Source organism: Pseudomonas sp. 13B_3.2_Bac1, assembly GCF_025466205.1.
In the GTDB taxonomy this organism is placed as follows: Bacteria; Pseudomonadota; Gammaproteobacteria; order Pseudomonadales; family Pseudomonadaceae; genus Aquipseudomonas; species Aquipseudomonas fluorescens_H.
On the sequence record NZ_JANLOG010000145.1, the window covers coordinates 57,685 to 83,638 of the forward strand.

Consider the following 25,954-nt stretch of genomic DNA (forward strand, 5'->3'; position numbering starts at 1 on the left):
ATTGCCCTTGTGGGAGCGGGCTTGCTCGCGAAGCTTTTCAGGCTGACGCCTCGTCTTTGTAGGCTTTTAGCGCCTTCAGTCGTTCTCGCTTCAGCGCTTCGCCCAGTTCCGGGCCTTTGAATCCCTTCTCCAGCAACGGCTGCACCGCGACTTCCCGTGCAGCCTTGGCAGCGCCGCGCAGATAATCCGCCTGTGGGTAACTGCGTTGCTCCAGGCCCTTGCGTCCACGGGCATCCATCTCGCAGGCGACGATGAATTCCTCAAAACGCTGCGGGCGGCGATACACGTCAAAGCTCTGCAGCAGCTCCAGCAAGGTCGACGCCTTCAGCTCCAGGGCGCGGTGGCCATGGGTGTGGTACTCGCCGACTAGCAACGCCAGTTCCTGGCAGTCCTTCGGTGCCTTGAAGCGTTCGTTGACCGCTTTGATCAGCTTCAACCCGGTGTGTTCATGGGCGATATGTCGTGGCCACTCTTCTTCCGGCGTCAGGCCTTTGCCGAGGTCATGCAGCAGACAAGCCCAGCGTACCGTTAGCGGTTGTTCGTGCAGCGCTGATTGCTCCAGAACGCTGAGAGTGTGCAGGCCGGTGTCGATTTCCGGGTGATGCGCTTCCGGTTGCGGTACGCCAAAAAGCGCGTCGACTTCCGGCATCAATACTTTCAAGGCGCCACAGTCGCGCAGCACCTGGATGAATACCTGCGGCTGATCTTCCATCAGTGCGCGGGAGATTTCTTTCCAGCTGCGTTCGGCGGTCAGCGCCTGCAGTTCACCGGACTCACTGAGCTGGCGCATCAGTTCCAGTGTTTCTGGTGCGACAGTGAAGCCAAGACTGGCATATCGGGCAGCAAAGCGCGCAACGCGCAGCACACGGAGCGGATCTTCGGCGAATGCGGGGGAAACGTGGCGCAGGATGCGCGCTTCGAGATCGCGCTGGCCATGATACGGATCGGTCAGGTTTTGCAGGTCGTCCTCGGCGATCGCGTTGATCGTCAGATCACGGCGGATCAGGTCTTCTTCGAGGGTGACTTCGGGGCTGGCGTGAAAGGTGAAGCCGCCATAACCGCGACCGCTTTTGCGTTCGGTGCGGGCGAGGGCGTATTCCTCGCCGGTCTTGGGGTGAAGGAATACCGGAAAATCCGCTCCAACCGGGCGATAACCCTTGGCGAGCATCTGGTCTGCCGTGGCGCCGACCACCACCCAATCAATATCGGTTACCGGTAAGCCGAGCAAGCGATCGCGCACCGCACCGCCAACCTTGAAAATCTGCATAAAAAACCTCCGTTAGCCCGACAGGATAACCCTTGCGCCGGACTTTCGGAGGTCAGAGCCGCATCTAAAGATGAATCACGGCCAGGTCGAGCCGACCGTAATCGCCTTCGCTGTGTTCACTTCGCGGTGGTACATGGTGGGTTTTCATGATCTGGTCACCCTGCAGGGTTTCCAGATGAATGTCGAAGCCCCATAACCTGTGCAGATGTTTCAGTACCTCGTCGGTGGAGTCGCCCAAGGGTTTGCGGTCATGTTGCTGATGACGCAGGGTCAGCGAGCGGTCGCCGCGCCGGTCGATGCTGTAGATCTGCACGTTGGGCTCGCGGTTGCCGAGGTTGTACTGCGCAGCCAGGGTTTCGCGGATGATCCGGTAGCCGGTTTCGTCATGGATCGCCGGTACCAGCAAATCGTCCTTCTGATCGTCATCAAGGATGCTGAACAGCTTCAGATCGCGGATCACCTTCGGTGACAGGTATTGCAGGATGAAACTCTCATCCTTGAAGCTGCTCATGGCGAACTTGATGCTCGACAGCCAGTCGGAGCCGGCGATGTCCGGGAACCAGCGCCGGTCTTCCTCGGTGGGGTTTTCGCACATGCGGCGGATGTCGCGATACATCGCGAAACCCAGTGCGTAGGGGTTGATCCCGTTGTAGTAAGGACTGTCGAAGCCGGGCTGGAATACCACGCTGGTGTGCGAGGTAAGAAATTCCATCATGAACCCGTCGGTCACCAGGCCCTCGTCGTACAGGTCGTTCATCAGTGTGTAGTGCCAGAACGTCGCCCAGCCTTCGTTCATTACCTGAGTCTGGCGCTGTGGATAAAAATACTGGGCGATCTTGCGCACGATCCGCACGATCTCCCGTTGCCACGGCTCCAACAGCGGCGCGTGTTTCTCGATGAAGTACAGGATGTTTTCCTGTGGCTCGGCCGGGAAACGGGCGTTGTCCTTGTCGCTGTATTTGTCCGCGCCTTTGGGAATGGTTCGCCACAGATCGTTGATCTGCTTCTGCATGTGTTCTTCGCGATCCTTCTGCCGCCGGCGTTCTTCCTCGGCGGAAATCGGATACGGACGCTTGTAGCGGTCGACCCCGTAGTTCATCAGCGCATGGCAGGAGTCGAGCAGGTCCTCCACCGCGTCGATACCGTGGCGCTCTTCGCATTGCATGATGTACTGCTTGGCGAACACCAGGTAATCGATGATCGAGCTGGCGTCAGTCCAGGTGCGGAACAGGTAGTTGCCCTTGAAGAAACTGTTGTGCCCGTAGCACGCGTGAGCGACCACCAGCGCCTGCATGCAGATGGTGTTTTCCTCCATCAGGTAGGCGATGCACGGGTCCGAGTTGATCACGATTTCGTAGGCCAGCCCCATCTGGCCGCGGCTGTAGGATTTCTCGGTGCTGAGGAAGTGTTTGCCGTAGGACCAGTGGTGATAGCCCAGTGGCATGCCGACCGAGGCATAGGCATCCATCATCTGCTCGGCGGTGATCACTTCGATCTGGTTGGGATAGGTATCCAGCGCGTAGCCGGCCGCAATCCGGGCGATTTCGCGGTCGTAGGCCTGGATCAGCTCGAACGTCCATTCGGAGCCGGTGGAGATGGGTTGGCGTTTCTGCTCTTTGGCGGTCATGTCACTAACCTGCGCTGGAAGAGTTCACGGAAGACCGGATAGATATCCCCGGCCGAGACCAGCTGCTGCTGGGCAAACGTGTCGGAAAAGGCTTCGGCAATGCGTTCGTATTCGTACCAGAGGGCCTGGTGCTCGCGCGGGGTGATCTCCACATAAGTGTAGTACTGCACAAACGGCATGATCTGGTTGATCAGGATGTCGCGGCAGATCGGCGAGTCATCGTTCCAGTTGTCGCCGTCGGAAGCCTGCGCGGCATAGATGTTCCATTCGTTGCTCGGGTAGCGCTCGGCCATGATCTCCTGCATCAGCTTCAGCGCGCTGGAGACGATGGTGCCGCCGGTTTCCCGTGAATAGAAAAACTCTTCCTCGTCCACTTCCCGGGCGCTGGTGTGGTGGCGGATGAACACGACGTCGATCTTGTCGTAGTTACGCTTGAGGAACAGGTACAGCAGGATGAAAAAGCGTTTGGCGATGTCTTTGGTCGCCTGGGTCATCGAGCCGGAAACGTCCATCAGGCAGAACATTACCGCTTTCGAGCTGGGGTTGGGTTGCTTGATCAGCAGGTTGTACTTGAGGTCGAAGGTGTCGAGGAACGGCACGCGATGAATGCGCGCGCTGAGTTTTTCGATTTCCGCTTCGAGTTCCTGAATATCGCCGAAGTTATCCGGCTCTTCGCGCTTTAATCGCGCCAATTCCTCTTTGGCCTCGCGCAATTTGGCACGGCTGCTGCCGGACAGCGCAATGCGCCTGGCGTGAGCCGAGCGCAGGGTGCGGATGATATTGATCCGCGACGGGTTACCCTCGTTGCTGATCCCGGCGCGCACAGTCTTGAACGTGTCGGTACCACTGAGGTTGCGTTTCACCAGATTCGGCAGTTCGAGGTCTTCGAACATGAATTCGAGGAATTCTTCCTGGGTGATCTGGAAGACGAACTCGTCCATGCCCTCGCCGGAATTGCCGGCCTTGCCCGGACCGCGTCCGCCGCCACCCCCCGGTGGACGGGCGATATGTTCGCCGGCAGTGAATTCCTTGTTGCCGGGATGAACCACGGTCTGCTTGCCGCCGCGACCGTGGTGAAGCACCGGTTCGTCGATGTCGCGACCGGGAATGCTGATCTGTTCGCCGTGTTCCATATCGGTGATGGAACGCCGGCTGACCGCCTCTTCGACAGCCTTCTTGATGTGATCACGGTAACGCCGCAGGAAGCGCTGGCGGTTCACCGTGCTCTTGTTCTTGCCATTGAGACGTCGGTCGATCACATAACTCATAGGAAGCCCTCCGGGCAGCTTCAAGTTGTGAGCTTCAAGCTGCAAGTAAAAGCAGGTTCCCGGGCATCTGTGGGTTACGCGCTTTGTTCTTGCAGCTGATAGCTAGAAGCTTGCAACTGCTTCACTGCGACTTCCGGACCCGCAGGTACCACTCGGACAGCAGTCGTACCTGTTTGTCGGTGTAGCCGCGTTCGACCATTCGAGTAACGAAGTCGTTGTGTTTCTGCTGATCCTCTTTGCTGGCCTTGGCATTGAAGCTGATGACTGGCAGGAGGTCTTCGGTGTTCGAGAACATTTTCTTCTCGATGACCACCCGCAGTTTTTCGTAGCTGAGCCAGGTCGGGTTCTTGCCGTTGTTGTTGGCTCGGGCGCGCAATACGAAGTTGACGATCTCGTTGCGGAAATCCTTCGGATTGCTGATGCCGGCCGGTTTCTCGATTTTCTCCAGTTCTTCGTTCAGGGCGACACGGTTGAGAATCTCGCCGGTTTCCGGGTCGCGGTATTCCTGATCCTGAATCCAGAAGTCCGCATACAGCACGTAGCGGTCGAAGATGTTTTGCCCGTATTCGCTGTAAGACTCCAGGTACGCGGTCTGGATCTCCTTGCCGATGAATTCGATATAACGCGGCGCCAAATATTCCTTGAGGTAGCGCAGGTAGCGTTCGCGGGTCTCGGCCTGGAACTGTTCCTGTTCGATCTGCTGTTCCAGCACATACAGCAAATGCACCGGGTTGGCGGCGATTTCATGCGGATCGAAGTTGAACACCTTGGACAGGATCTTGAATGCAAACCGGGTCGACAGGCCGTTCATGCCCTCGTCGACGCCGGCCGAGTCGCGGTACTCCTGAATCGACTTGGCCTTTGGATCGGTGTCCTTGAGGTTTTCCCCGTCGTAGACGCGCATCTTCGAATAGATGTTGGAGTTTTCCGGCTCCTTGAGGCGCGACAGCACGGTGAACTGCGCCAGCATCTTCAGGGTGTCCGGTGCGCAATGCGCCTTGGCCAGCGAACTGTTGAACAGCAACTTGTCGTAGATTTTCACCTCGTCGCTGACCCGCAGGCAGTACGGCACTTTGACGATGTAGATCCGGTCGATGAAGGCTTCGTTGTTCTTGTTGTTGCGGAAGGTGTGCCACTCCGATTCGTTGGAGTGCGCAAGCAGGATCCCGGTGAACGGAATCGCCCCCAGTCCTTCGGTACTGTTGTAGTTGCCTTCCTGGGTGGCGGTCAGCAAAGGGTGCAGCACCTTGATCGGTGCCTTGAACATTTCGACGAATTCCATCAGGCCCTGGTTGGCCCGGCACAGCGCACCGGAGTAGCTGTAGGCGTCGGCGTCGTTCTGTGGGTACTCCTCGAGTTTGCGAATGTCGACCTTACCGACCAGCGCCGAGATGTCCTGGTTGTTCTCGTCGCCCGGTTCGGTCTTGGCCACGGCGATCTGATTGAGGATCGACGGGTACAACTTGACCACGCGGAACTGGCTGATGTCGCCGCCGAATTCGGCCAGGCGTTTGGTCGCCCAGGGCGACATGATGGTGTTCAGGTAGCGCCGTGGAATGCCGAAGTCTTCCTCGAGGATCGCGCCATCTTCGGTGGCGTTGAACAGACCCAGGGGCGATTCGAATACCGGCGAACCCTTGATCGCGTAGAAGGGCACCTTTTCCATCAGCTGTTTCAGCTTCTCGGCCAGGGACGATTTACCGCCACCGACGGGGCCGAGCAGATAGAGGATCTGTTTCTTCTCTTCCAGGCCTTGGGCGGCATGGCGGAAATACGAGACGATCTGGTCGATGCATTCTTCCATCCCGTGGAAGTCTTCAAAGGCCGGATAGCGACGGATCACCTTGTTGGAGAAGATGCGCGACAGCCTCGAATTGGTCGATGTGTCGAGCAGTTCCGGTTCGCCGATGGCCATCAATAGACGCTCGGCTGCGGAAACGTAGGCGCTCCGGTCTTTCTTGCACAGCTCCAGGTACTCTTGCAGCGAGAGTTCTTCCTGGCGTGTGGACTCGAAGCGTTGTTGGAAGTGGCTAAAGATACTCATGACGTCACCTCGCTCGATACGTGGAGCCGACGCCGGATCACTCAGTCGATGCTGGCAAGCAGCCGCTGTGGCCACTTGTTTACCCCCCAGAACACTTTCGCGGTCGACAACCTTGAAAGTCACTCCCGATGACCCGTGCGCCGGTGTACCGGCTCTCCCCTGTTTTGGATGGCCTGGGCTTAAGGATAGTTGGGAATTCGGGAGGTAAAGGGGAGATACGTAATTAGTTGTGGCAGACCGTTCGTCTGCCCCGCGCAGGCCCACGGCAGCCGGGGCCTGCGCGGGACAAAAAAAATTATTCGGGCGTGCCTTGCGCGGTTTCTGCAGGATAAGTCGTACGCCACAACTCGAAACCGCCGTCCATGCTGTAGACGTCGGAGAAGCCCTGACTGATCAGGTACGCGGCGGCACCCTGGCTGGAATTGCCGTGATAGCAAACGACGACAGTCGGTGCATCAAGGTCGGCGCCCTGGATAAAAGCGTGCAAGGAATGGTTGTCCAAATGCTTCGAGCCACTGATATGCAGTGCTGCAAAGGTGGCGGGATCACGGACATCAACCACGACTGCGCCTTGTTCACGCAGGGCCTGGGCCTGTTCCGGGGGGATTCGTTTGAATTCGCTCATGGCGGGTTCCTGTAGCTCGGCAGAATGCGCAGTCTAACGCGGCGCGCTGACTGGCGACGTTTCGGGGATAAGTGGTGCGACTGATGGTGCAAGCCCGCCTTGTTCATCGCACTTGCAGGACACGCGCTCGCCGCTGTCGACGTTCATCAGGGTCAGGCTGCCGCCCCAGACACAACCGGTGTCCAGTGCCGAGATGCCCGGTTCGTGAACGTCGCCTTCCAGCGCAGCCCAGTGACCGAAGATGATCCGCAGGCCGCGGGTCTTGCGCTCCTTGTGCTGGAACCAGGGCTTGTAGCCGGGCGGGGCGGTATCGAGGCCTTCCTTGCTTTTGAGGTCGAGCTTGCCCTCGGCGGTGCAGAAGCGCATGCGGGTGAAATAGTTGGTGATGACGCGCAGGCGGGTCACGCCCGTGAGCTCGCTGTCCCATTTCGCCGGCTCATTGCCGTACATGCCGTCCAGGTAAAGCGGAAACAGGTTGTCGTCACGCAATGCCGCTTCGGCCTCGGCCGCGTACTTCAGGGCCTTGCGCAAGGACCACTGCGGAGGAATGCCCGCATGCACCATGGCAATTTCGCGTTGCTCGTCGTAGTGCATGAGCTTTTGCTGGCGCAGCCACTCGAGCAGATCGGCCGCGTCGGGGGCTTCAATGATCTCGCGCAGGGTATCGGACTTCTTCAGGCGCTCAATGTTGTTGGCCGCAGCGAGCAGGTGCAGGTCATGGTTACCCAGTACGCAAACCAGCGAGTCGCGCATGCCGTAGAGAAAACGCAGGGTCTCCAGCGATTGCGGGCCGCGGTTGACCAGATCGCCGACCAGCCACAGCCGATCGAGCTTCGGGTCGAAAGCCACTTGCTTGAGCAGACATTTGAGCGGCTCGAGGCAGCCTTGCAGGTCGCCGACGGCGTACGTCGTCATCAGTGCAAGGCTCCGGGTACGGCGAGGCGGAAAGGCTTGATAATCGCGTCGAAATGCTTGCCGTCGTCGGCGACCATTTCATAAGAGCCCTGCATGGTGCCGACCTTGGTGGTCATCACTGTGCCGCTGCTGTAAGTGTGGCTCTTGCCTGTGTCGATCAGCGGTTGCTGGCCGACGACACCGGCGCCGCGCACTTCTTCGACATGCCCGTCACCGTCGGTGATCACCCAATGCCGCGACAACAGCTTGGCCGGGAGCGCGCCATTGTTTTGCACGGTGATGGTGTAGGCGAAGGCGAAGCGGTTGTGCTCGGGTTGCGATTGGTCTGCCAGATAGTGGGTGACGACACTGACATCGACCTGATAGCGAGAATCGGACATGCAAAAGGGCCTTAAGCAAAGCGGAACGCGAGGCGTAGCTGATGGGGAATCAGTCTAGGCAAGTATCGGGCAGTAAACCAGAGTGGCGTCCTGCCCGATAGCGTTCATCGCCGGTCAGTCGGCGGCGGGGGCTTGTTCGCTGAGCTTGTCGGCCAGGCGCACGAATGCGGCCAGGTCCAGTTGCTCGGGGCGCAGGCTGCCATCGACGCCGGCGGCTTCGATCTCGGCAGCGGTCATCAATTGCTTGAGGGTGTTGCGCAGGGTCTTGCGGCGCTGGTTGAACGCTTCGCGTACCACGCGCTCGAGCAGGCGATGATCCTTGGCCGGGTGTGGCAATACGGCGTGCGGCACCAGACGGACGATGGCCGAGTCGACCTTCGGCGGCGGGTTGAACGCGCCCGGGCCGACGTTGAACAGGTGTTCCACGCGGCAATGGTACTGAACCATGATCGACAGACGACCCCAGTCGCCACCACCGGGGCCCGCGGCTAGACGCTCGACCACTTCCTTCTGCAGCATGAAGTGCATGTCGCGAATGATGCCGGCGTTATTCAGCAGGTGGAAAATCAGCGGCGTGGAGATGTTATACGGCAGGTTGCCGACCACGCGCAGGCTGTTCGGCGCGGCGTTCAGTGTATTGAAGTCGAACTTCAGCGCATCGCCCTGATGCAGGTTGAAGTTGCTCTTGCCGGCGAACTGCTGGTTGAGGATCGGGATCAGGTCCTTGTCCAGTTCCACCACGTCGAGCTGCGCGCCGGAGTTGAGCAGGCCAGCCGTCAGTGCGCCCTGGCCTGGGCCGATTTCCAGCATGCGGTCGCCGGATTTGGCGCTGATGGAGCGCAGGATGCGGTCGATGACGCCGGCATCGTGCAGGAAGTTCTGGCCAAAGCGTTTGCGCGCCTTGTGTTGGTATTGCTCGGTCATAAACGGGTCTCGGCCATCTGGTAGGCGGTTTCCAGGGCGACCTGCAGGCTGCCGGTGTCGATCTTGCCGCTGCCGGCCAGATCCAGAGCGGTGCCATGATCGACCGAGGTGCGGATGATCGGCAGGCCAAGGGTAATGTTGACCGCGGCGCCGAAGCCTTTGTACTTCAGCACGGGCAGGCCCTGGTCGTGGTACATCGCCAGCACTGCATCGCAGTGCTCCAGATATTTGGGGGTAAACAGAGTGTCGGCAGGCAGCGGGCCACGAAGGTCCATGCCCTCGCCGCGCAGGCGCTCTAATGTAGGTTCGATGATGTCGATTTCTTCATGGCCCAGGTGTCCGCCTTCACCGGCGTGCGGGTTGAGTCCGCAGACCAGGATGCGTGGCTGGGCGATGCCGAATTTGTCTTGCAGGTCGGCGTGCAGAATCCGTGTGACCCGCTCCAGCCGATCAGGGGTGATTGCATCGGCAATCTCGCGCAGCGGCAGGTGAGTGGTGACCAGCGCCACGCGCAAACCGCGGGTGGCGAGCATCATCACCACTTGTGCGGTATGGGTCAGGTCGGCGAGGAATTCAGTATGCCCGGAGAACGGGATGCCTGATTCGTTGATCACGCCTTTGTGTACCGGAGCGGTGATCATCCCGGCGAAATCGCCGTTCAGACAGCCGTTGCCGGCGCGGGTCAGGGTTTCCAGAACGAATGCGGCGTTAGCCTTGTCCAGTTGCCCGGCAACCACGGGGGCGCTGAGCGGGGTATCCCAGACGTACAGGCTGCCGGTGGGTGCCGGTACATCCGGCCAGTGATCTGGCGCCACCTCCAGCAAAGTGACGGCCAGCCCCAGCTGCGCGGCCCGCTCGAGGAGCAGGTCGCGGCTGGTGATGGCAATCAGGGGGTGTGGCTGGGCTTGCGAGGCGAGCAGCAGGCACAGGTCGGGACCGATGCCGGCTGGTTCGCCGGGTGTCAGCGCGAAACGCTTGGGTTTCACTGCGCTGCCTGGTCTGCACCAGGGAGTTTGATTTCTACGTAGGCTTCTTCACGAATCTGACGCAGCCAGTTTTGCAGCTCTTCATCGTATTTTTTGTTACGCAGAACGGTCATTGCCTGTTGCTCGCGGGCCTGCTCGGTGCTGTCGGTGGCGCGGCGGCCAAGGACTTCCAGAACGTGCCAGCCGTACTGAGTCTGGAACGGCTTGGACAGCTGACCTTGTGGGGTCTTGGCCATCACTTCGCGGAACTCCGGTACCAGTGCGTTCGGGTCGATCCAGTTCAAGTCGCCGCCGTTGAGCGCCGAACCCGGGTCTTCGGAGTAGTTCTTCGCCAGTTCAGCGAAGTCTTCACCCGCCAGGATGCGTTCGTACAGCGACTGCACCAGCGCTTTGGTCTTGGCTTCGTCGCGGATCGGGCTTGGCTTGACCAGAATGTGGCGCACATGCACCTCATCACGCATCTGGGTTTCACCGCCACGCTTGCCGAGCACTTTCAGGATGATGAAGCCACCTGGTGTGCGTGCCGGTTGGGTGATATCACCCACCGCCATGTTGCTCAGCTCGCGATCGAACGGAGGTGGCAGTTGAGCGGCTTTACGCCAGCCCATGTCGCCGCCTTCCAGAGCGTTGTCGCTGCCGGACTTGGCAACGGCCAGTTGACCGAAGTCAGCGCCTTGCTTGAGTTGCTGGTAAACGTCCATGGCCTGACGGTAAGCGCTCTGAATCGCTTCAGAATTGGCACTTTCCGGCGTTGGAATCAGGATGTTGGCCAGGTGCAGCTCTTCGGACAGTTGCATCTTGCCCAGATCGGAGGCGAGGAAGTTCTTCACTTCCTGTTCCGACACCTGGATACGTTCTGCCACGCGGCGCTGACGCACACGGCTGATGATCATCTCGCGCTTGATCTGGTCACGGGCGTCGTCGTAGGACAAGCCGTCGTGAGCCAGAGCAGCGCGGAATTGATCCACGGTCATGTTGTTGCGCTGAGCGATAGTGCCGACCGCCTGGTTCAGCTCTTCATCGGTAATGCGGATGCCGGAGCGTTCGCCGATCTGCAGTTGCAGGTTTTCGACGATCAGACGCTCGAGCACCTGCTGATCCAGCACGCCGGGAGGCGGCATGCCGCCCCCGCGCTTGGCGATGGTCTGCTGAACTTCGTGGACACGCTGGTCCAGTTGGCTCTGCATGACCACGTCGTTATCAACGATCGCGACCACTTTATCGATGGACTGAACTGCGGCATTGGCCGCAGTACCCAGGAACAGCGCGCCCAGCAGCAGCGGGCGCAGACAATCAGAAAGCTTGGTCTTCACGTTGACGATAACCTTGGATGCCTTTGTCGAGGAAGCTCTCGGTTTTGGCGCCGGTGAGGCCGCCGAGTCCCTTCAGAACAATTTGGAGGAAGACGCCGTGGTCGCCTTTTTCGTTTTGCGGAGCTTCCTGACTGAATTCGTCATAGGAAACCCAGTAACGGTTGATCAGGCGCAGTTTCCAGCAGCAGTTGTCGTACTCGAAACCACCGAAGGCTTCCAGCGTGCGATTGCGGTTGTAGTCGTACTGCCAGCGGCTGATTGCGCTCCATTGTGGAACGATCGGCCAGATGACCGAGAAGTCATGCTGCTGGATCTTGTAGTAGTCCTTCACGTAGCCAGGCTGCCCCGGGGTGCCGTAGTCGCCACCGCCCACCGACCACTTACCGGTGGTCTGGTCGTAGCGAACCTGGTCGTTACGATAGCGATAGCCGACGTTGACGACCTTGTTCGGGTTGTCCTCAGGCTGGTAATGGAACATCGCACTGCCGGAACGTGGGCTGCGGCTGTCCGGATCCCAGTTGTAATCGGCAGTGGTGCGCCAGTCGCGGTTCCAGCGGTATTCGTATTCCAGTGCGTATGGCGATACGTCGGACTGGGCATCTTTGCGATCCTTGAACGCGATGCCTGGCAGTTGTACTTCACGATCCTTGAAGTAGTAAGCCTGGCCGACGCTGATGCGCTGACGTTCGAAACCGTTGTCTTCGATCCAGCGGCTGGTTACACCCAGCGACAGCTTGTTCTCGTCGCCGACGCGGTCGGAGCCGGAGAAGCGGTTGTCGCGGAACAACGACGCGTAGTTGAAGGTGTATTCACTGGTGTCGAATACCGGAATGTCTTCCTGATCAACCTTGGGTACATAGAGGTAGAACAGACGCGGTTCCAGGGTCTGGCGATAGTTCGTGCCGAAGTACGACGTGTTGCGGTCGAAATACAGGCCGCTGTCGACGCTGGCAATCGGTACGCCACGGTTCTGGTTGCTGTCGAAGGTGCCGTTGAGTTTGTTCTGCTCAGCGGTTTGATTTGCGATCTGGCCTTTGCCGATACTGTCCAGATCCAGCTGGTACTGGGTGTACTGGTATTTGAGCGATGGCTTCAGGAAGCCGTAAGTCCAGTTCATCGGCAGGCTGACGCCTGGCTTCAGATTCAGACGGTCGCCGTTAGCGCGCGCCAAGCCTTGGATGTTTGTATCCAGGCGTGGCGAGATGGTGCCATCTTCATCGGTAAAGTTACCGTTTTGCAGGTCACGATCGAACCGAACAATTTCGGTCTCATAATCGAAATTCAAACCTTCCGGGTGATACGGCAACTGACCATTGAAGGTGATCTGCGGCAGACGGCCGTAAGGCGTGATGTTCGAAACGGTTGCCAATTGGTACTGCTGCGCATTCAGGCGAGCGGTGTAGCTGTCGCCGCGGTAGGTCACCGAACCCTGCTGGTTCACATAGTCAGAGCTCTTCACACCGATCTGATCGGTGGTCAGATCCTGGAAGTAATACGGATCGCTGATCTTGGTGTAGTCAACCTGGGTATACACACGGGAGTCGAGACCGCCCTTGTGCTGCCAGTTGTACATGTAGCGATTTTTTTCGTAATCGGACTGCTTGCTGCGATCAGTATCTTCATCGTTGAGGTACGCCGCACCGAACTGACCTTCGCTGGACTTGGTCAGGTAGCGGAACTCGCCTTCCATCAACAGGCCACGCTTGCTCATGTAGCGCGGATACAACGTGGCATCGTAGTTCGGTGCCAGGTTGAAGTAGTACGGGGTGACCAGCATGAAGCCGGTGTCGCTGCCGGTGCCGATGGTCGGCGGCAGGAAGCCCGACTGACGACGGTCATCGATCGGGAAGTAGATGTACGGCGTGTACAGGATCGGAATGTCCTTGACCCGCAGTGTCACGTTGGTCGCGGTACCGAAGCCGGTGGCAGGGTTCAGGGTGATGTTGTTGCCCTTGAGCTGCCAGGCGTTGCTGTTAGGTTCGCACGTGGTGTACGTGCCGTCCTTCAAGCGGATGATCGCGTTTTCGGCACGCTTGGCGTACAGCGCGTTACCGCGGATGCGCGATTTGTGCAGCACGTATTCGGCGTTGTCGACCTTGGCTTCACCGGTATCGAGCTGCACATCGGCGTGGTCGCCGACGATCAGTGCACCGTTGTCGCGAATGCGCACGTCGCCGTTGAGTTCGGCGCGGCTCTCGGCCTGGTACAGGCTGGCCTCGTCGGACTCGACCTGCATGCTGCCCTGACGCAGGACCACGTCGCCGGCCAGCGTACCCACCTGATCTTCGGTGTTGTAGCGCGAGGCTTTGGCGCCGATAAAGGTCGGTGCGTCACTTTTATTCGTCTTGTCATTCATGCCAGGACGAATCGGTTCGATATAGGAACCAGAGCAGTAAGGACCGGTCTCGGCCAATTGGGCGGCGGTGAGCTTCTCGCGCGGAACCCAGTCGAGGTGACTGTAGTCTTCGCTACGGGATTTCAGGCCGCGGCCTTTGGCTTCGGTGACCAGCACAGGCTTGGCGCCGGTGTCGGAAGTGGAACCGTTCTGGGCCGGGGCTTCGCCAGCGGCGCTGACGGCACTGCCGTCATGCACCGGACGCGGCGGCAATGCAGCTGCCGGCGTCTTGGGCGCACAAGCCCAGCCACCCGTTGCCGAGACGGCGCAGTCATACTGCTCGGCGGCGACAACGAATTGACTGGCCAGAGGTTGCATAGCCAGCAGACTGCCGGTTACCAACAACGGAAATTTTTTACGAAACGCGGGGGATTTCAATGCCATCTTATTAGTCCGGGCTTCCTGCGTGCCATCTGCCCGCGGTGTGGGCCGCACGCCTCTCGATGGTCTGAAAAAGATGCTGGATAATAAAGCATGACCCGCTTGACGGCTAGCGCCGTCGGAGACCCTTGCAATGCCTGACCAAGATGTACGCTTGCAACACCTGAAAGTTTGGCTCGATGAACAGTTGGCAATCCTTTTTGCAGATCAGGGCTGGGGCGCCGTACCCCCGGCCACGTTGACCGCGGCCAGCAGCGACGCGAGTTTCCGGCGGTATTTCCGCTGGGAAGGAGCGGGCCGCAGCTTCGTCGTGATGGATGCTCCGCCACCCCAGGAAAACTGCAAACCGTTCGTGGATATCGCCTTTTTGCTGGCGAAATCCGGAATTAATGTGCCGAAAATTTATGCAGAAGACCTCGAACGCGGATTTCTTTTGCTCAATGACCTGGGCAACAAGACCTATCTCGACGTAATCGACAGCGAAAATGCTGACGTTTTGTTCAGCGATGCGCTGCAATCTCTGCTGGCTTTTCAGCAATTGCCGATGGTCGCACCACTGCCGAGTTACGACGTGGCACTGCTGCGCCGCGAACTGGAACTGTTCCCCGAGTGGTACGTGAAGCGCGAACTCGGCATCGAGTTTGATGCAGCACAGCAGCAACAGTGGCAAGCCGTCAGCGATCTGCTGATCGACAGCGCTCTGGCCCAGCCGAAAGTGTTGGTGCACCGCGACTACATGCCGCGCAATCTGATGCTCAGCGCGCCGAATCCCGGTGTGCTCGACTTTCAGGACGCGGTCTACGGCCCGGTCACCTACGACGTCACCTGCCTGTTCAAGGATGCCTTCCTCAGTTGGCCTGAAGAGCGTGTGCGTGGCTGGCTGGAAAGTTACTGGCAGCAAGCCGCTGCGCTGAACATCCCGGTGCAGGCCGATTTCGAAGACTTCCTGCGCGCCAGCGACCTGATGGGCGTACAGCGTCACCTGAAAGTCATCGGCATCTTCGCCCGCATCTGCCATCGCGATGGCAAGCCGCGCTATCTGGCCGACGTGCCGCGTTTCTTCGCCTATATAGAAGCGGTGATCGCTCGTCGTCCGGAACTGGCGGACCTGCAGGCGTTGCTCGCCAGTCTGCGTGGCGGAGTGACTGCATGAAGGCCATGATTCTGGCGGCAGGCAAGGGCGAGCGCATGCGCCCGCTGACCCTGACCACCCCCAAACCGCTGGTGCGTGCCGGCGGCGTACCGTTGATCGAATATCACCTGCGCGCGCTGGCAGCGGCCGGTTTCAGCGAGATCGTGATCAACCATGCCTGGCTCGGTCAGCAGATCGAGGATTATCTGGGCGACGGTTCGCAGTTCGGCGTGAGCATCCAGTACTCGCCGGAAGGTGAGCCGCTGGAAACCGGCGGCGGGATTTTCCGCGCCTTGCCGTTGCTCGGTGATGATGCGTTTCTGGTGGTCAACGGTGACATCTGGACCGATTACGACTTCAGCGTGCTGCATCAACCGATCAACGGTCTGGCGCATCTCGTACTGGCGGACAACCCGGCCCATCATCCGACGGGCGATTTCACCCTGACTGACGGTCGGGTGAGCGATGGCCAGGCGGGTGCGCAAACCCTGACCTACAGCGGCATCGCCGTGCTCCATCCGCAGTTGTTCGATGGCTGCGCCGACGGCGCGTTCAAGCTCGCACCATTGCTGCGCAAAGCCATGGCCGATGGACAGGTCACGGGCGAGCGTCTGAAAGGCCATTGGGTGGATGTCGGTACGCATGAGCGTCTGGCCGAAGCTGAAGCATTGATAGAAGCGAGTCGTTGATATGTTGTGGCCAGGGACTCTGATTGGAGCCGGAGCAGGTTTTGCGATTGCCAGCATTCCGGGGGCCATGCTTGGGGCATTGTTGGGACAGGCGCTGGATCGGCGTCTGCACTTGCAGAGCTGGGGACACTTGCGGGAAAAACTCGGCGGCCGGCCGATGTTGCGCAACGACGAGTTGCTGTTCGTGTTGCTCGGGCGTCTGGCCAAGAGTGACGGGCGGGTGACGGACGGTCATATCCAGCAGGCGCGCAATGAAATGAACGCCCTGGAAATGAGCGAACCGGCGCGGCGGCGGGCGATTGCCGCGTTCAATCGCGGCAAGTCCGGCGGCGACCGCCTGCGCGGTTATCTGCGACGCCTGAGTGCTCAGCCGCATGCTGCCGAAGGCGTGTTGCGCGCCTGCTGGCGGATGGTCTGGGCCGACGGTCGCGCGGGCGTCAGTGAGCGTGAATTATTGGCGCAGTGGGGCAAGTGGCTGGGGTGGACAACGCACCAGATCCAGGCGCTGGCCAATGATTACGAGCCGAACAAACGGCCGATTGTCAGTGCTGCGATGAGTTATCAGGAAGCGATGCGCCTGCTCGGCGTGTCGGCGACCAGCGAGCCGGCGCAGATCAAGCGCGCCTATCGACGACTGCTCAGCCGTCATCACCCGGACAAGATCGCCGGCAGCGGCGCGACGCCGGAGCAGGTGCGTGACGCGACCGAGAAAACCCGCGAGCTGCACAACGCGTTTACGTTGATTCGGGCGCGACGGGATTTTCGCTGATCGTTAGAAGTTAGTTGTTGATGAGGGCCTCTTCGCGAGCAAGCCCGCTCCCACTTTGATCGCATTTCAGCTGAAGGAACGCGATCAGGGTGGGAGCGGGCTTGCTCGCGAATGGGGCGACTCGGTCTATCAGTCAGTCTTCTGCGGATTCAACCAGCCACGCACCCGCCGGAACAACTGTTCCTGCTCAGCCTTTTTATCCGGCAACGCCTTGAGCGCCACCTGGCTGAACGCTGAAGTCTTCAAGCGCTTGCTGGCCTGCATGCGTTCCAGCGCCGCGGTGCGATCCAGCGCCTTGTCCATGTAGAAAATATCCGCCGTCGGCAACTTCAGGGTCGGCGTCAGCTCGGCCAGTGGCGGCTTGGCCTTGCTTGGCGTTTGCGCATCGACCATCACCAGCTTCTCGACCTGCGAACTCTGCCGCTCGCTGAGGAAACGCGCCGCCCAGTAGGCGCCCGTGCCGTGACCGAGGACGACGACCCGGCGTGCGCTTTGTTGCTCAGCGTAGGCAATCGCCGCGTCGATCCGCGCGAAGATGCGCTCGGCATCCGCCTTGGACTGTTCTTCAGTCGTTTCGGCAACCACCTGATCCGCCACTTCCGCTTCACCGCCCGCCGCCTGTTCGATCGGTTGCGCGGTGGTGGAATCCTTGCTGCCACTTTCCGGGGCTTTCGGCGCGGCGGCGGGCGCAATCACGCGCGGGGCGATGACATCGCTTTGCAGATCCGGCAGGGTGATGCTCAGGCTGCTCCACTCGACGTCGGGCAATTTGTTGCGCAGCGGGCCGATCACTTGCGGCCAGTCAGCGGTTTCGCCGGCGCCCGGGACGATAATCACCGCACCTTTCGGGTCGGCGGTGTTGGCCGGTTTCCACAGGGCGAGGAAAGTGTCGGCGCCGGCCTGCAGTTGCTGCTGTTCTTGCGCCGGGACTTTGCGTTCGAGTGCCGCGGCTTCTTCCTGACTACGCTCAAGCAGTGGCTGGCGTTCGGCCGGTTTTTCGGTGGCCGGTTGCCCGGCGGTGGAGGCGGGCGCCGGATCGGCAGCCTCGACGGAAAACGCACAAGGCAGGATCAGCGACAGGCACAATGCTGGCATTGCCAGGCGGTAGACAGAGGGCATCGGTTATTCCAGGCCAGAAAAGTATCCCGGCAGCCTAATGGGTTGGTCAGAATTTGTCAGTGTACGAGACTTCAATGATGCGTTTTTGCTGCCTGTGGGTTATCGGCTGGTTGTGTTTTCCCTTGATGGGCTGGGCGGCGTCTGCGCCGGCGGCGCACGCGGCGCTGTTGACGCCCGGCGAGCAGCAATGGCTGGCGCAGCACCGGGAGCTGCGCGTCGGTCTGGTGTTGCAGGCACCGTACGCGCAGTACGACCGGCGTCTGCAGCGCTTGTCCGGGGCCAATGTCGAATTGATGAAGTCACTGGCCAAAACCCTGAATGTCGATCTGAGCTGGCGCAATTTTCAGGATCTGACACAACTGGAGGAGGCCGCTCGCGAAGGTGAAATCGACATCGCCCCGGGCTTGACCCAGACCCCGGAGGCACTGCGCCTGTGGCTGTTTTCCGATCCTTACATGCGTGTGCCGCAACTGGTGGTCAGCGACCAGAAGAGCGGCGGCGTGGTCGAGCTGGAAAAGCTCGACAGCCTGTCCCGCGTCGCCGTGCGCATGCCCAGCGTCACCGCCGATTATTTGCGCAGCAATTATCCGCACCTGAATCTGCAAGGCGTGCCGCTGGAGCGTCAGGCGTTGCAACTGTTATTGACTCAGCAAGCGTCCTACGCCGTGGTGGACGAAGCGCAACTCGGGCGATTGTCCGCCGAGCCGGAGTTCGCCGGGCTGGTGGTGGTCGGCGATATCGGCTTGCCGCAGCTGTTGCGAGTCGCCACGCGGCGGGACTGGCCACAGTTGGCCGGGATTATCGAAAGCGCCTTGCGGGCGATCCCGGCCAAGGATCTGGAGCGCCTGCACAACCAATGGCTGCAACCCAAGTACCCGCGCCTCACCGAATCGCCGGGGTTCTGGCAGAACCTCAGTCTGCTGTTTGCCGTGTTGCTGCTCAGTTGTGTGGCCATCGTGGTCTGGCAGCGACGCCAGCAACATAGCCTCGAACAGCGCCTGCTGGCGGCCCGGGAAGATATTGCCCTGCGCGCGGCCAGCGAAGAAGCCTTGCGCCTGACCCAGTTTTCCATCGATCAAAGCACCGTCGGCATTCTCTGGGTCAACTGGGACAGCCATGTGCGCTACGCGAACCGCGCGGCGGAACACATGCTCGGTTATCCACAGGGCGCGCTGATCGAGCGGCCGCTGATCGACTTCGAACCCGGTCTGCACATGGACCGCTGGCTCAACCTGTGGAAACGCGCGCGGGCCAGTGAAGAAGGGCCGCTGAGCTTTGAAACCAGTTGCGTGCGCGCTGATGGCAGCATCTTGCCGGCGGACGTCTCGCTGAGTTTCCTGCGCTTTCGCGACAGCGAGTATCTGGTGGTTTACCTCACCGACGTCACCGAGCGTCGCCGAGCACTGGCTGCGTTGCAGGAAAGTGAAGCGCGCTTGCAAGGCATCGCCGCCAACGTGCCGGGACTGGTGTTCCGTCTGGAGCGGGCGGCGGTGACCGGGCAGATCGATTTCGCCTACATCAGTGAGGGCAGCGAGAGCCTGGTCGGTTACGCGCCGGCCGCCATCGCGCACCGTGACATGGGCTTGCGCAGTCTGGTGCATCCCGAAGACAGGGCCAGTTACCACCAGACCCAGGATCAGGCGCTGGACACCGACAGTGACTGGTCGTGGCAGGGCCGCATCCTCACTCGCCAGGGCGAACAGCGCTGGGCCGAGATCAAGGCGATCACCCGCCAACTGGAGGATGGCGCCTATGTCTGGGACGGCATCGTCTGGGACATCAGCGAAAGCAAGCGCATTGAACTGGAGCTGGCCGCGTCCCGCGAGCAACTGCGCGAATTGTCGGCGCACCTGGAAAGCGTGCGCGAAGAAGAGAAGGCGCGAATCGCCCGCGAAGTGCACGATGAGCTGGGGCAGATGCTCACGGTGCTGAAACTGGAAACCTCGATGTGCGAGCTGGCCTATGCGCAGCTCGACCCGGGGCTGAACGAGCGCTTGAACAGCATGAAACGCCTGATCGCCCAGTTGTTCCAGTTGGTGCGCGATGTGGCGACGGCGCTGCGCCCGCCGATCCTCGATGCCGGGATCGCCTCGGCGATCGAGTGGCAGGCGCGGCGCTTCGAGGCGCGTACGCAGATTCCGTGTCTGGTGCAGGTGCCGGACAATCTGCCGGCGCTCAGCGATGCCAAGGCGATTGGCCTGTTCCGTATCCTGCAGGAGGCGCTGACCAACGTCATGCGCCATGCCCAGGCGCATACTGTGGAGCTGACGCTGGTGCTGGAAGACGATGAGTTGTGTCTGACGGTCAGCGATGATGGCGTAGGCTTTGTCGCCACTGCGGATCGGCCGACTTCCTTTGGTTTGGTCGGTATGCGCGAGCGGGTGCTGATCATGGGCGGGCGGCTGGTGCTTGAGAGTGAACCGGGGGAGGGCACCAGTCTGCATGTGTGGGTGCCGGTGAGTGAGGTTTGAAGGTTTGTGGTGTTTGAGCTGACGCTATCGCGAGCAGGCTCGCTCCCACAGGGTTTGGTGTGTACCTGAAATCTGGAGAAAAACTTGATCCGTGTATTGGTAGCCGAAGACCACACCATCGTCCGTGAAGGCATCAAGCAATTGATCGGCCTGGCCAAGGATCTGCAAGTGGTGGGGGAGGCGAGTAATGGCGAACAACTCCTCGAAACCCTGCGCAGCGTGCCATGTGAAGTGGTGTTGCTGGACATCTCGATGCCCGGGGTCAATGGACTGGAAGCGATCCCGCGGATTCGCGCGCTGAACAATCCGCCGGCGATTCTGGTGTTGTCGATGCACGACGAAGCACAAATGGCTGCCCGTGCGCTGAAGGTCGGCGCCGCTGGCTATGCGACCAAGGACAGTGATCCGGCGCTGTTGCTGACAGCTATTCGCAAGGTCGCGGCCGGCGGGCGTTACATCGACCCGGAGCTGGCCGACCGGATGGTCTTCGAGGTCGGCCTGACTGACACGCGTCCGTTGCATTCGCTGTTGTCCGAACGCGAGTTCTCGGTGTTCGAGCGCCTGGCCCAAGGCGCCAACGTCAACGACATCGCCCAGCAACTGGCCCTGAGCAGCAAGACCATCAGCACCCATAAGGCGCGGCTGATGCAGAAGCTCAACATCACCTCGCTGGCCGAGCTGGTGAAATACGCGATGGAACATAAACTCCTCTAAGCACACCGTATTTCTACTGTGGGAGCGGGCTTGCTCGCGAATGCGGTGTGTCATCCAATCATTCAGTGACTGACACACCGCGTTCGCGAGCAAGCCCGCTCCCACAGGGAATCTCCATCTGGCCTGCAATTGTGGGCATATCCATTAGCGACAGCCGCGTTTGCCTGTTCTTGCGGCTCGCCGCTCGTCGCTTCCGCTGCGCTTGCCAAAACGCGCCATCCTTGTAGGGCAATCCCTACCCCCAACCTTCCATCCGGCTGAGGCGATTCTCTCCTGCGCCCCGATTTGCGTGGCTGGCGCCAGCCACTAGGCTTAATCCAGAGCAGTTACCAATAACAAAGGTGTGGGTATGAGCCAGGTCGATTCAAACGCAGGGACCAGTGACGTGCTGGTCAGCTTTCGTGGAGTGCAGAAGAGCTACGACGGCGAGAACCTGATCGTCAAAGACCTCAACCTGGACATTCGCAAAGGCGAGTTCCTGACCCTGCTCGGGCCGTCCGGCTCGGGCAAGACCACCAGCCTGATGATGCTTGCCGGCTTCGAAACCCCGACCGCCGGCGAAATCCTCCTGGCCGGCCGTGCGATCAACAACGTGCCGCCGCACAAGCGCGACATCGGCATGGTGTTCCAGAACTACGCGCTGTTCCCGCACATGACCGTAGCCGAGAACCTGGCTTTCCCGCTGACCGTCCGTGGCTTGAACAAGAGCGACGTCAGCGACAAGGTCAAGAAAGTCCTGAGCATGGTCCAGCTCGACGCCTTCGCGTCGCGCTATCCGGCGCAACTCTCCGGCGGTCAGCAGCAGCGTGTGGCGCTGGCCCGGGCACTGGTGTTCGAACCGCAACTGGTGCTGATGGACGAACCGCTGGGCGCACTCGACAAGCAATTGCGCGAACACATGCAGATGGAGATCAAGCACCTGCACCAGCGCCTCGGCGTGACCGTGGTCTACGTGACCCACGACCAGGGTGAAGCCCTGACCATGTCCGACCGCGTCGCCGTGTTTCATCAGGGCGAAATCCAGCAGATCGCCCCGCCGCGCACCCTCTACGAAGAGCCGAAAAACACCTTCGTCGCCAACTTCATCGGCGAGAACAACCGCCTCAACGGCCGTCTGCTCAGTCAGAGCGGCGAGCGCTGCGTGGTCGAGCTGGGCCGTGGCGAGAAGGTCGAGGCGCTGGCGGTCAACGTCGGCCAGACCGGCGAACCCGTGACTCTGTCGATTCGCCCGGAGCGCGTGAGCCTCAACGGTTCGAGCGACCAATGCGTAAACCGCTTCTCAGGGAGGGTGGCGGAATTCATCTATCTGGGCGACCACGTCCGGGTGCGCCTGGAAGTCTGCGGCAAGACCGACTTCTTCGTGAAACAGCCGATTGCCGAGCTCGATCCAGCGCTCGCGGTCGGGGACGTGGTTCCGCTTGGCTGGCAGGTCGAGCACGTTCGTGCGCTCGACCCGCTGTTAGAGGCGAACTGATCGCCCCCCGCAATACCAACACCAACCCTGCACGTGGAGAGAACAATAAATGTTGAGATCCCTGAAGTTGACAGCCCTGACCCTGGGCCTGATGGGTGCGGCACACGCGATGGCCGCCGGCCCTGATCTGACTGTGGTGTCGTTTGGCGGGGCGAACAAGGCCGCCCAGGAAAAAGCGTTCTACGCACCGTGGCAGGCGGCGGGCAACGGCAAGATCGTTGCTGGCGAGTACAACGGCGAAATGGCCAAGGTCAAAGCCATGGTCGATACCAAGAGTGTGTCTTGGGATCTGGTGGAAGTTGAATCCCCGGAGCTGGCCCGTGGTTGTGATGAAGACATGTTCGAGCAACTCGACCCGGCGCTGTTCGGCAAGACCGAAGACTATGTAAAGGGCGCGATCCAGCCGTGCGGCGTGGGCTTCTTCGTCTGGTCGACCGTGCTGGCATACAACGCCGACAAGCTCAAAGCGCCACCCGCCAGTTGGGCAGATTTCTGGGACACCAAGAAATTCCCGGGCAAGCGCGGCCTGCGTAAAGGCGCCAAGTACACTCTGGAATTCGCGTTGATGGCTGACGGTGTTGCACCAAAAGACGTTTACAAAGTATTGGCCGGCAAGGACGGTCAGGATCGCGCCTTCAAGAAACTCGACGAACTCAAGCCTTACATCCAGTGGTGGGAGGCGGGCGCCCAACCGCCGCAATACCTCGCTTCCGGTGACGTGGTCATGAGCTCGGCCTACAACGGTCGCATCGCGGCCGTGCAGAAAGAATCCAACCTCAAGGTCGTCTGGAACGGCGGCATCTACGACTTCGACGCGTGGGCCATCCCGAAAGGTCTGGACAAGACCCGCGCCGATGCTGCGAAGAAGTTCATTGCCTACTCGGTTCAGCCGCAGCAACAGAAGACCTACTCGGAAAACATCGCCTACGGCCCGGCCAACACCCAAGCGGTACCGCTGCTGAGCAAGGACGTACTGAAAGACATGCCGACCACCCCGGAAAACATCGCCAACCAGGTGCAGATCGACGTCAGCTTCTGGGCTGACAACGGCGAGCAACTGGAGCAGCGCTTCAATTCCTGGGCTGCGAAATAACCATCGCTCCCACTATGAGGGCTCCTGTGGCGAGGGAGCTTGCTCCCGCTTGACCGGGCTGGCGCACCAGTGCGCAGCACTCACAAAATTGGCACTGCCCACACAATTTTGGGGCCGCTTCGCAGCCCAGCGCGAGCAAGCTCGCTCGCCACAGGGAATCGCCATCATCAGGCATGGTGTTTCAACACAACAGAGGTGGTTCGCCACCTCTGTAACGATCAAAGATTTGCGGAGTACGTCATGGCCATCGCCGTTCCCCTGAACGAGGGCACCAGCCCCACCTTGAAGCAGAAGCTCAAGCGCGCCGAGCGGGTCAACCGCTGGAAGGCTCAGGCGTTGATTGCGCCGCTGGTGCTGTTTCTGTTGCTGGTGTTCCTGGTGCCGATTGTGGCGCTGCTCTATAAAAGCGTCGGCAACCCGGAAGTGGTCGGCGGCATGCCACGCACCGTGGCGGCCATCGCCAGTTGGGACGGCCGCGGCCTGCCCGCCGAACCGGTTTATAAAGCCGCCGGCGAAGACCTCGCCGAAGCCCGCAAAAACCAGACCTTGGGCGATCTGTCCAAGCGCTTGAACATGGAGTTGGCCGGCTATCGCAGCCTGCTGACCAAAACCGCCCGCGCGCTGCCTTTCGCCAGCGAGCCGGCCTCCTATAAAGAAGCCCTCGAAGCGCTCGACGAGCGTTGGGGCGATCCGGCCTACTGGCAAGCGGTGCGCCGCAACACCAGCAACATCACGCCTTACTATCTGCTGGCGGCAGTCGATCACCGCATCGACGACCTTGGTGAAGTGGCGCCGGCCACCCCGGATCAGGCGATCTACCTCGACATTTTTGCCCGGACTTTCTGGATGGGGCTGGTCATCACCGTGATCTGCCTGTTCCTCGCCTATCCACTGGCCTACCTGCTGGCAAACCTGCCCTCGCGGCAAAGCAACCTGCTGATGATTCTGGTGCTGCTGCCGTTCTGGACTTCGATTCTGGTGCGGGTCGCGGCGTGGATCGTGTTGCTGCAATCGGGCGGGCTGATCAACAGCGCGCTGATGGCCATGGGCATCATCGATAAGCCGCTGGAGCTGGTGTTCAACCGCACCGGGGTCTACATCTCGATGGTGCACATCCTGCTGCCGTTCATGATTCTGCCGATTTACAGCGTGATGAAAGGCATCTCGCCGACCTACATGCGCGCCGCGATCTCGCTGGGCTGCCATCCGTTCGCCAGTTTCTGGCGGGTGTATTTCCCGCAGACTTATGCCGGCGTCGGTGCCGGTTGCCTGTTGGTGTTCATTCTCGCCATCGGCTACTACATCACCCCGGCGCTGCTCGGCAGCCCGAACGATCAGATGGTCAGTTACTTCGTCGCGTTCTACACCAACACCAGCATCAACTGGGGCATGGCCACTGCACTGGGCGGCTTGTTGCTGCTGGCGACCGTGGTGCTGTATCTGATCTACAGCTGGCTGGTGGGCGCCAGTCGCCTGCGCCTGAGCTAAGGGGAATTTGAAATGCTGAGTCCTTACATGTCGCCCATCGAACGGGTGTGGTTCTACAGCTTGCGGATTCTCTGCGGCCTGATCCTGCTGTTCCTGATTCTGCCGGTGCTGGTGATCGTGCCGCTGTCGTTCAACTCCGGCAGTTTTCTGGTGTACCCACTGCAGGGCTTCTCCCTGCACTGGTATCAGGACTTCTTCGCCTCGGCGGAATGGATGCGTTCGCTGAAGAACAGCATCATCGTCGCCCCCGCGGCAACGGTGCTGGCGATGGTCTTCGGCACGCTGGCCGCCATTGGCCTGACCCGTGGCGATTTCCCCGGCAAGGCGCTGGTGATGGCGCTGGTGATTTCGCCGATGGTGGTGCCGGTGGTGATCATTGGTGTGGCGAGTTATCTGTTCTTCGCGCCGCTGGGTCTGGGCAACAGCTTCTTCTCGCTGATCGTGGTGCACGCAGTGCTGGGTGTGCCGTTCGTGATCATCACCGTGTCGGCGACGTTGCAGGGTTTCAATCAGAATCTGGTGCGGGCGGCGGCCAGCCTCGGCGCATCGCCGTTGACCACGTTCCGCCGGGTGACCCTGCCGCTGATTGCGCCGGGAGTGATTTCCGGGGCGTTGTTTGCTTTCGCCACATCGTTCGATGAAGTGGTGGTGACGCTGTTCCTCGCCGGCCCCGAGCAGGCGACGCTGCCACGGCAGATGTTCAGCGGGATTCGCGAGAACCTCAGTCCGACGATTGCTGCTGCGGCAACTTTGTTGATCGCCTTCTCCGTCATCCTGCTGTTAACCCTCGAATGGCTGCGCGGTCGTAGCGAGAAACTTCGCACTGCCCAAGTCTGAAGCTGTACACGATAAAAACTGTGGGAGGGGGCTTGCTCCCGAA

21 protein-coding genes are annotated in these 25,954 nt (G+C 60.4%); 9 read left to right on the top strand and 12 right to left on the bottom strand.

Annotated features, from left to right (window positions below; translation table 11 throughout):
• Nucleotides 1-37: 37 nt before the first annotated feature.
• The 11 genes from NTD85_RS23675 to NTD85_RS23725 all read right to left on the bottom strand — a co-directional run bounded on the left by NTD85_RS23675 (nucleotide 38) and on the right by NTD85_RS23725 (nucleotide 14,128).
• The gene (locus NTD85_RS23675) at nucleotides 38-1,267 is read right to left on the bottom strand and encodes a multifunctional CCA addition/repair protein (RefSeq protein ID WP_262143347.1); all 1,230 of its coding nucleotides are present in this window, start codon (nucleotides 1,265-1,267) and stop codon (nucleotides 38-40) included.
• A gap of 64 nt (nucleotides 1,268-1,331) precedes the next feature.
• Nucleotides 1,332-2,894 carry a SpoVR family protein gene (locus tag NTD85_RS23680; protein WP_003228850.1) on the bottom strand — a complete coding sequence of 521 codons (1,563 nt, stop codon included), beginning with the start codon at nucleotides 2,892-2,894 and terminating at the stop codon, nucleotides 1,332-1,334.
• Nucleotides 2,891-4,162: a YeaH/YhbH family protein gene (locus tag NTD85_RS23685; protein ID WP_003228849.1), complete on the bottom strand. Its 1,272-nt coding sequence runs from the start codon at nucleotides 4,160-4,162 to the stop codon at nucleotides 2,891-2,893. The genes NTD85_RS23680 and NTD85_RS23685 overlap by 4 nt, the downstream gene beginning before the upstream one ends.
• A gap of 121 nt (nucleotides 4,163-4,283) precedes the next feature.
• Nucleotides 4,284-6,206 carry a PrkA family serine protein kinase gene (locus NTD85_RS23690; RefSeq protein ID WP_003228848.1) on the bottom strand — a complete coding sequence of 641 codons (1,923 nt, stop codon included), beginning with the start codon at nucleotides 6,204-6,206 and terminating at the stop codon, nucleotides 4,284-4,286.
• 295 nt (nucleotides 6,207-6,501) lie between these two features.
• Nucleotides 6,502-6,831, bottom strand: coding sequence for a thiosulfate sulfurtransferase GlpE (glpE, locus tag NTD85_RS23695; protein WP_003228847.1), 330 nt, complete (start codon nucleotides 6,829-6,831; stop codon nucleotides 6,502-6,504).
• Between the two features lie 33 nt (nucleotides 6,832-6,864).
• Nucleotides 6,865-7,746 carry a symmetrical bis(5'-nucleosyl)-tetraphosphatase gene (locus NTD85_RS23700; protein ID WP_262143348.1) on the bottom strand — a complete coding sequence of 294 codons (882 nt, stop codon included), beginning with the start codon at nucleotides 7,744-7,746 and terminating at the stop codon, nucleotides 6,865-6,867.
• Nucleotides 7,746-8,126 carry a Co2+/Mg2+ efflux protein ApaG gene (gene apaG, locus NTD85_RS23705; protein WP_003228843.1) on the bottom strand — a complete coding sequence of 127 codons (381 nt, stop codon included), beginning with the start codon at nucleotides 8,124-8,126 and terminating at the stop codon, nucleotides 7,746-7,748. Before apaG ends, NTD85_RS23700 begins: the two co-directional genes overlap by 1 nt.
• 114 nt (nucleotides 8,127-8,240) lie before the next feature.
• The gene (rsmA, locus tag NTD85_RS23710; protein WP_262143349.1) at nucleotides 8,241-9,050 is read right to left on the bottom strand and encodes a 16S rRNA (adenine(1518)-N(6)/adenine(1519)-N(6))-dimethyltransferase RsmA; all 810 of its coding nucleotides are present in this window, start codon (nucleotides 9,048-9,050) and stop codon (nucleotides 8,241-8,243) included.
• A complete protein-coding gene (gene pdxA / locus NTD85_RS23715; RefSeq protein WP_262143350.1) occupies nucleotides 9,047-10,036 on the bottom strand; it encodes a 4-hydroxythreonine-4-phosphate dehydrogenase PdxA in 990 nt (329 codons plus the stop codon). The genes rsmA and pdxA overlap by 4 nt, the downstream gene beginning before the upstream one ends.
• A complete protein-coding gene (surA, locus tag NTD85_RS23720; protein ID WP_003228836.1) occupies nucleotides 10,033-11,349 on the bottom strand; it encodes a peptidylprolyl isomerase SurA in 1,317 nt (438 codons plus the stop codon). Before surA ends, pdxA begins: the two co-directional genes overlap by 4 nt.
• On the bottom strand, nucleotides 11,330-14,128 hold the full coding sequence (locus NTD85_RS23725) for an LPS-assembly protein LptD (RefSeq protein ID WP_262143351.1): 2,799 nt from the start codon (nucleotides 14,126-14,128) through the stop codon (nucleotides 11,330-11,332). Before NTD85_RS23725 ends, surA begins: the two co-directional genes overlap by 20 nt.
• Before the next feature lie 130 nt (nucleotides 14,129-14,258).
• Here NTD85_RS23725 and NTD85_RS23730 point away from each other — a divergent pair, with 130 nt between their 5' ends.
• From NTD85_RS23730 to NTD85_RS23740, 3 genes are read left to right on the top strand one after another with little or no spacing between them, the layout of a single operon-like run.
• Entirely contained in the window at nucleotides 14,259-15,278 is a 1,020-nt protein-coding gene (locus tag NTD85_RS23730; RefSeq protein ID WP_262143352.1) for an aminoglycoside phosphotransferase family protein, read from the top strand.
• Nucleotides 15,275-15,946, top strand: coding sequence for an N-acetylmuramate alpha-1-phosphate uridylyltransferase MurU (gene murU, locus NTD85_RS23735; protein ID WP_201136429.1), 672 nt, complete (start codon nucleotides 15,275-15,277; stop codon nucleotides 15,944-15,946). The genes NTD85_RS23730 and murU overlap by 4 nt, the downstream gene beginning before the upstream one ends.
• Nucleotide 15,947: 1 nt before the next feature.
• Nucleotides 15,948-16,715, top strand: coding sequence for a TerB family tellurite resistance protein (locus NTD85_RS23740; protein ID WP_103485894.1), 768 nt, complete (start codon nucleotides 15,948-15,950; stop codon nucleotides 16,713-16,715).
• Between the two features lie 129 nt (nucleotides 16,716-16,844).
• Here NTD85_RS23740 and NTD85_RS23745 read toward each other — a convergent pair whose 3' ends face one another.
• On the bottom strand, nucleotides 16,845-17,834 hold the full coding sequence (locus NTD85_RS23745) for an alpha/beta hydrolase family protein (RefSeq protein ID WP_262143353.1): 990 nt from the start codon (nucleotides 17,832-17,834) through the stop codon (nucleotides 16,845-16,847).
• Between the two features lie 74 nt (nucleotides 17,835-17,908).
• Here NTD85_RS23745 and NTD85_RS23750 point away from each other — a divergent pair, with 74 nt between their 5' ends.
• From NTD85_RS23750 to NTD85_RS23775, 6 genes are all read left to right on the top strand, one after another.
• Complete coding sequence (locus NTD85_RS23750; protein ID WP_262143354.1) at nucleotides 17,909-20,305, top strand: PAS domain S-box protein; 2,397 nt, start codon at nucleotides 17,909-17,911, stop codon at nucleotides 20,303-20,305.
• 84 nt (nucleotides 20,306-20,389) lie between these two features.
• Nucleotides 20,390-21,019: a response regulator transcription factor gene (locus NTD85_RS23755; protein WP_003228820.1), complete on the top strand. Its 630-nt coding sequence runs from the start codon at nucleotides 20,390-20,392 to the stop codon at nucleotides 21,017-21,019.
• Nucleotides 21,020-21,368: 349 nt separating this feature from the next.
• Nucleotides 21,369-22,493 (top strand): ABC transporter ATP-binding protein, encoded by a 1,125-nt coding sequence (locus NTD85_RS23760; protein WP_103485890.1) that lies wholly within the window; start codon nucleotides 21,369-21,371, stop codon nucleotides 22,491-22,493.
• 49 nt (nucleotides 22,494-22,542) lie between these two features.
• Nucleotides 22,543-23,586, top strand: coding sequence for an ABC transporter substrate-binding protein (locus NTD85_RS23765; protein ID WP_103485889.1), 1,044 nt, complete (start codon nucleotides 22,543-22,545; stop codon nucleotides 23,584-23,586).
• A 240-nt stretch (nucleotides 23,587-23,826) separates the two neighbouring features.
• Nucleotides 23,827-25,074: an ABC transporter permease gene (locus NTD85_RS23770; protein WP_003228813.1), complete on the top strand. Its 1,248-nt coding sequence runs from the start codon at nucleotides 23,827-23,829 to the stop codon at nucleotides 25,072-25,074.
• A gap of 12 nt (nucleotides 25,075-25,086) precedes the next feature.
• On the top strand, nucleotides 25,087-25,911 hold the full coding sequence (locus NTD85_RS23775; RefSeq protein WP_003228811.1) for an ABC transporter permease: 825 nt from the start codon (nucleotides 25,087-25,089) through the stop codon (nucleotides 25,909-25,911).
• The last annotated feature ends 43 nt before the right edge of the window (nucleotides 25,912-25,954 follow it).

Coding starts and splice junctions, on each gene's coding strand:
- NTD85_RS23730 (WP_262143352.1), top strand. CDS start 14,259: ATGCCTGACCAAGATGTACGCTTGCAACACCTGAAAGTTTGGCTCGAT.
- NTD85_RS23685 (WP_003228849.1), bottom strand. CDS start 4,162: ATGAGTTATGTGATCGACCGACGTCTCAATGGCAAGAACAAGAGCACG.
- NTD85_RS23675 (WP_262143347.1), bottom strand. CDS start 1,267: ATGCAGATTTTCAAGGTTGGCGGTGCGGTGCGCGATCGCTTGCTCGGC.
- NTD85_RS23725 (WP_262143351.1), bottom strand. CDS start 14,128: ATGGCATTGAAATCCCCCGCGTTTCGTAAAAAATTTCCGTTGTTGGTA.
- NTD85_RS23680 (WP_003228850.1), bottom strand. CDS start 2,894: ATGACCGCCAAAGAGCAGAAACGCCAACCCATCTCCACCGGCTCCGAA.
- NTD85_RS23690 (WP_003228848.1), bottom strand. CDS start 6,206: ATGAGTATCTTTAGCCACTTCCAACAACGCTTCGAGTCCACACGCCAG.
- NTD85_RS23775 (WP_003228811.1), top strand. CDS start 25,087: ATGCTGAGTCCTTACATGTCGCCCATCGAACGGGTGTGGTTCTACAGC.
- NTD85_RS23745 (WP_262143353.1), bottom strand. CDS start 17,834: ATGCCCTCTGTCTACCGCCTGGCAATGCCAGCATTGTGCCTGTCGCTG.
- glpE (WP_003228847.1), bottom strand. CDS start 6,831: ATGAGCGAATTCAAACGAATCCCCCCGGAACAGGCCCAGGCCCTGCGT.
- murU (WP_201136429.1), top strand. CDS start 15,275: ATGAAGGCCATGATTCTGGCGGCAGGCAAGGGCGAGCGCATGCGCCCG.
- NTD85_RS23770 (WP_003228813.1), top strand. CDS start 23,827: ATGGCCATCGCCGTTCCCCTGAACGAGGGCACCAGCCCCACCTTGAAG.
- NTD85_RS23700 (WP_262143348.1), bottom strand. CDS start 7,746: ATGACGACGTACGCCGTCGGCGACCTGCAAGGCTGCCTCGAGCCGCTC.
- NTD85_RS23765 (WP_103485889.1), top strand. CDS start 22,543: ATGTTGAGATCCCTGAAGTTGACAGCCCTGACCCTGGGCCTGATGGGT.
- apaG (WP_003228843.1), bottom strand. CDS start 8,126: ATGTCCGATTCTCGCTATCAGGTCGATGTCAGTGTCGTCACCCACTAT.
- NTD85_RS23740 (WP_103485894.1), top strand. CDS start 15,948: ATGTTGTGGCCAGGGACTCTGATTGGAGCCGGAGCAGGTTTTGCGATT.
- NTD85_RS23750 (WP_262143354.1), top strand. CDS start 17,909: ATGATGCGTTTTTGCTGCCTGTGGGTTATCGGCTGGTTGTGTTTTCCC.
- NTD85_RS23760 (WP_103485890.1), top strand. CDS start 21,369: ATGAGCCAGGTCGATTCAAACGCAGGGACCAGTGACGTGCTGGTCAGC.
- rsmA (WP_262143349.1), bottom strand. CDS start 9,050: ATGACCGAGCAATACCAACACAAGGCGCGCAAACGCTTTGGCCAGAAC.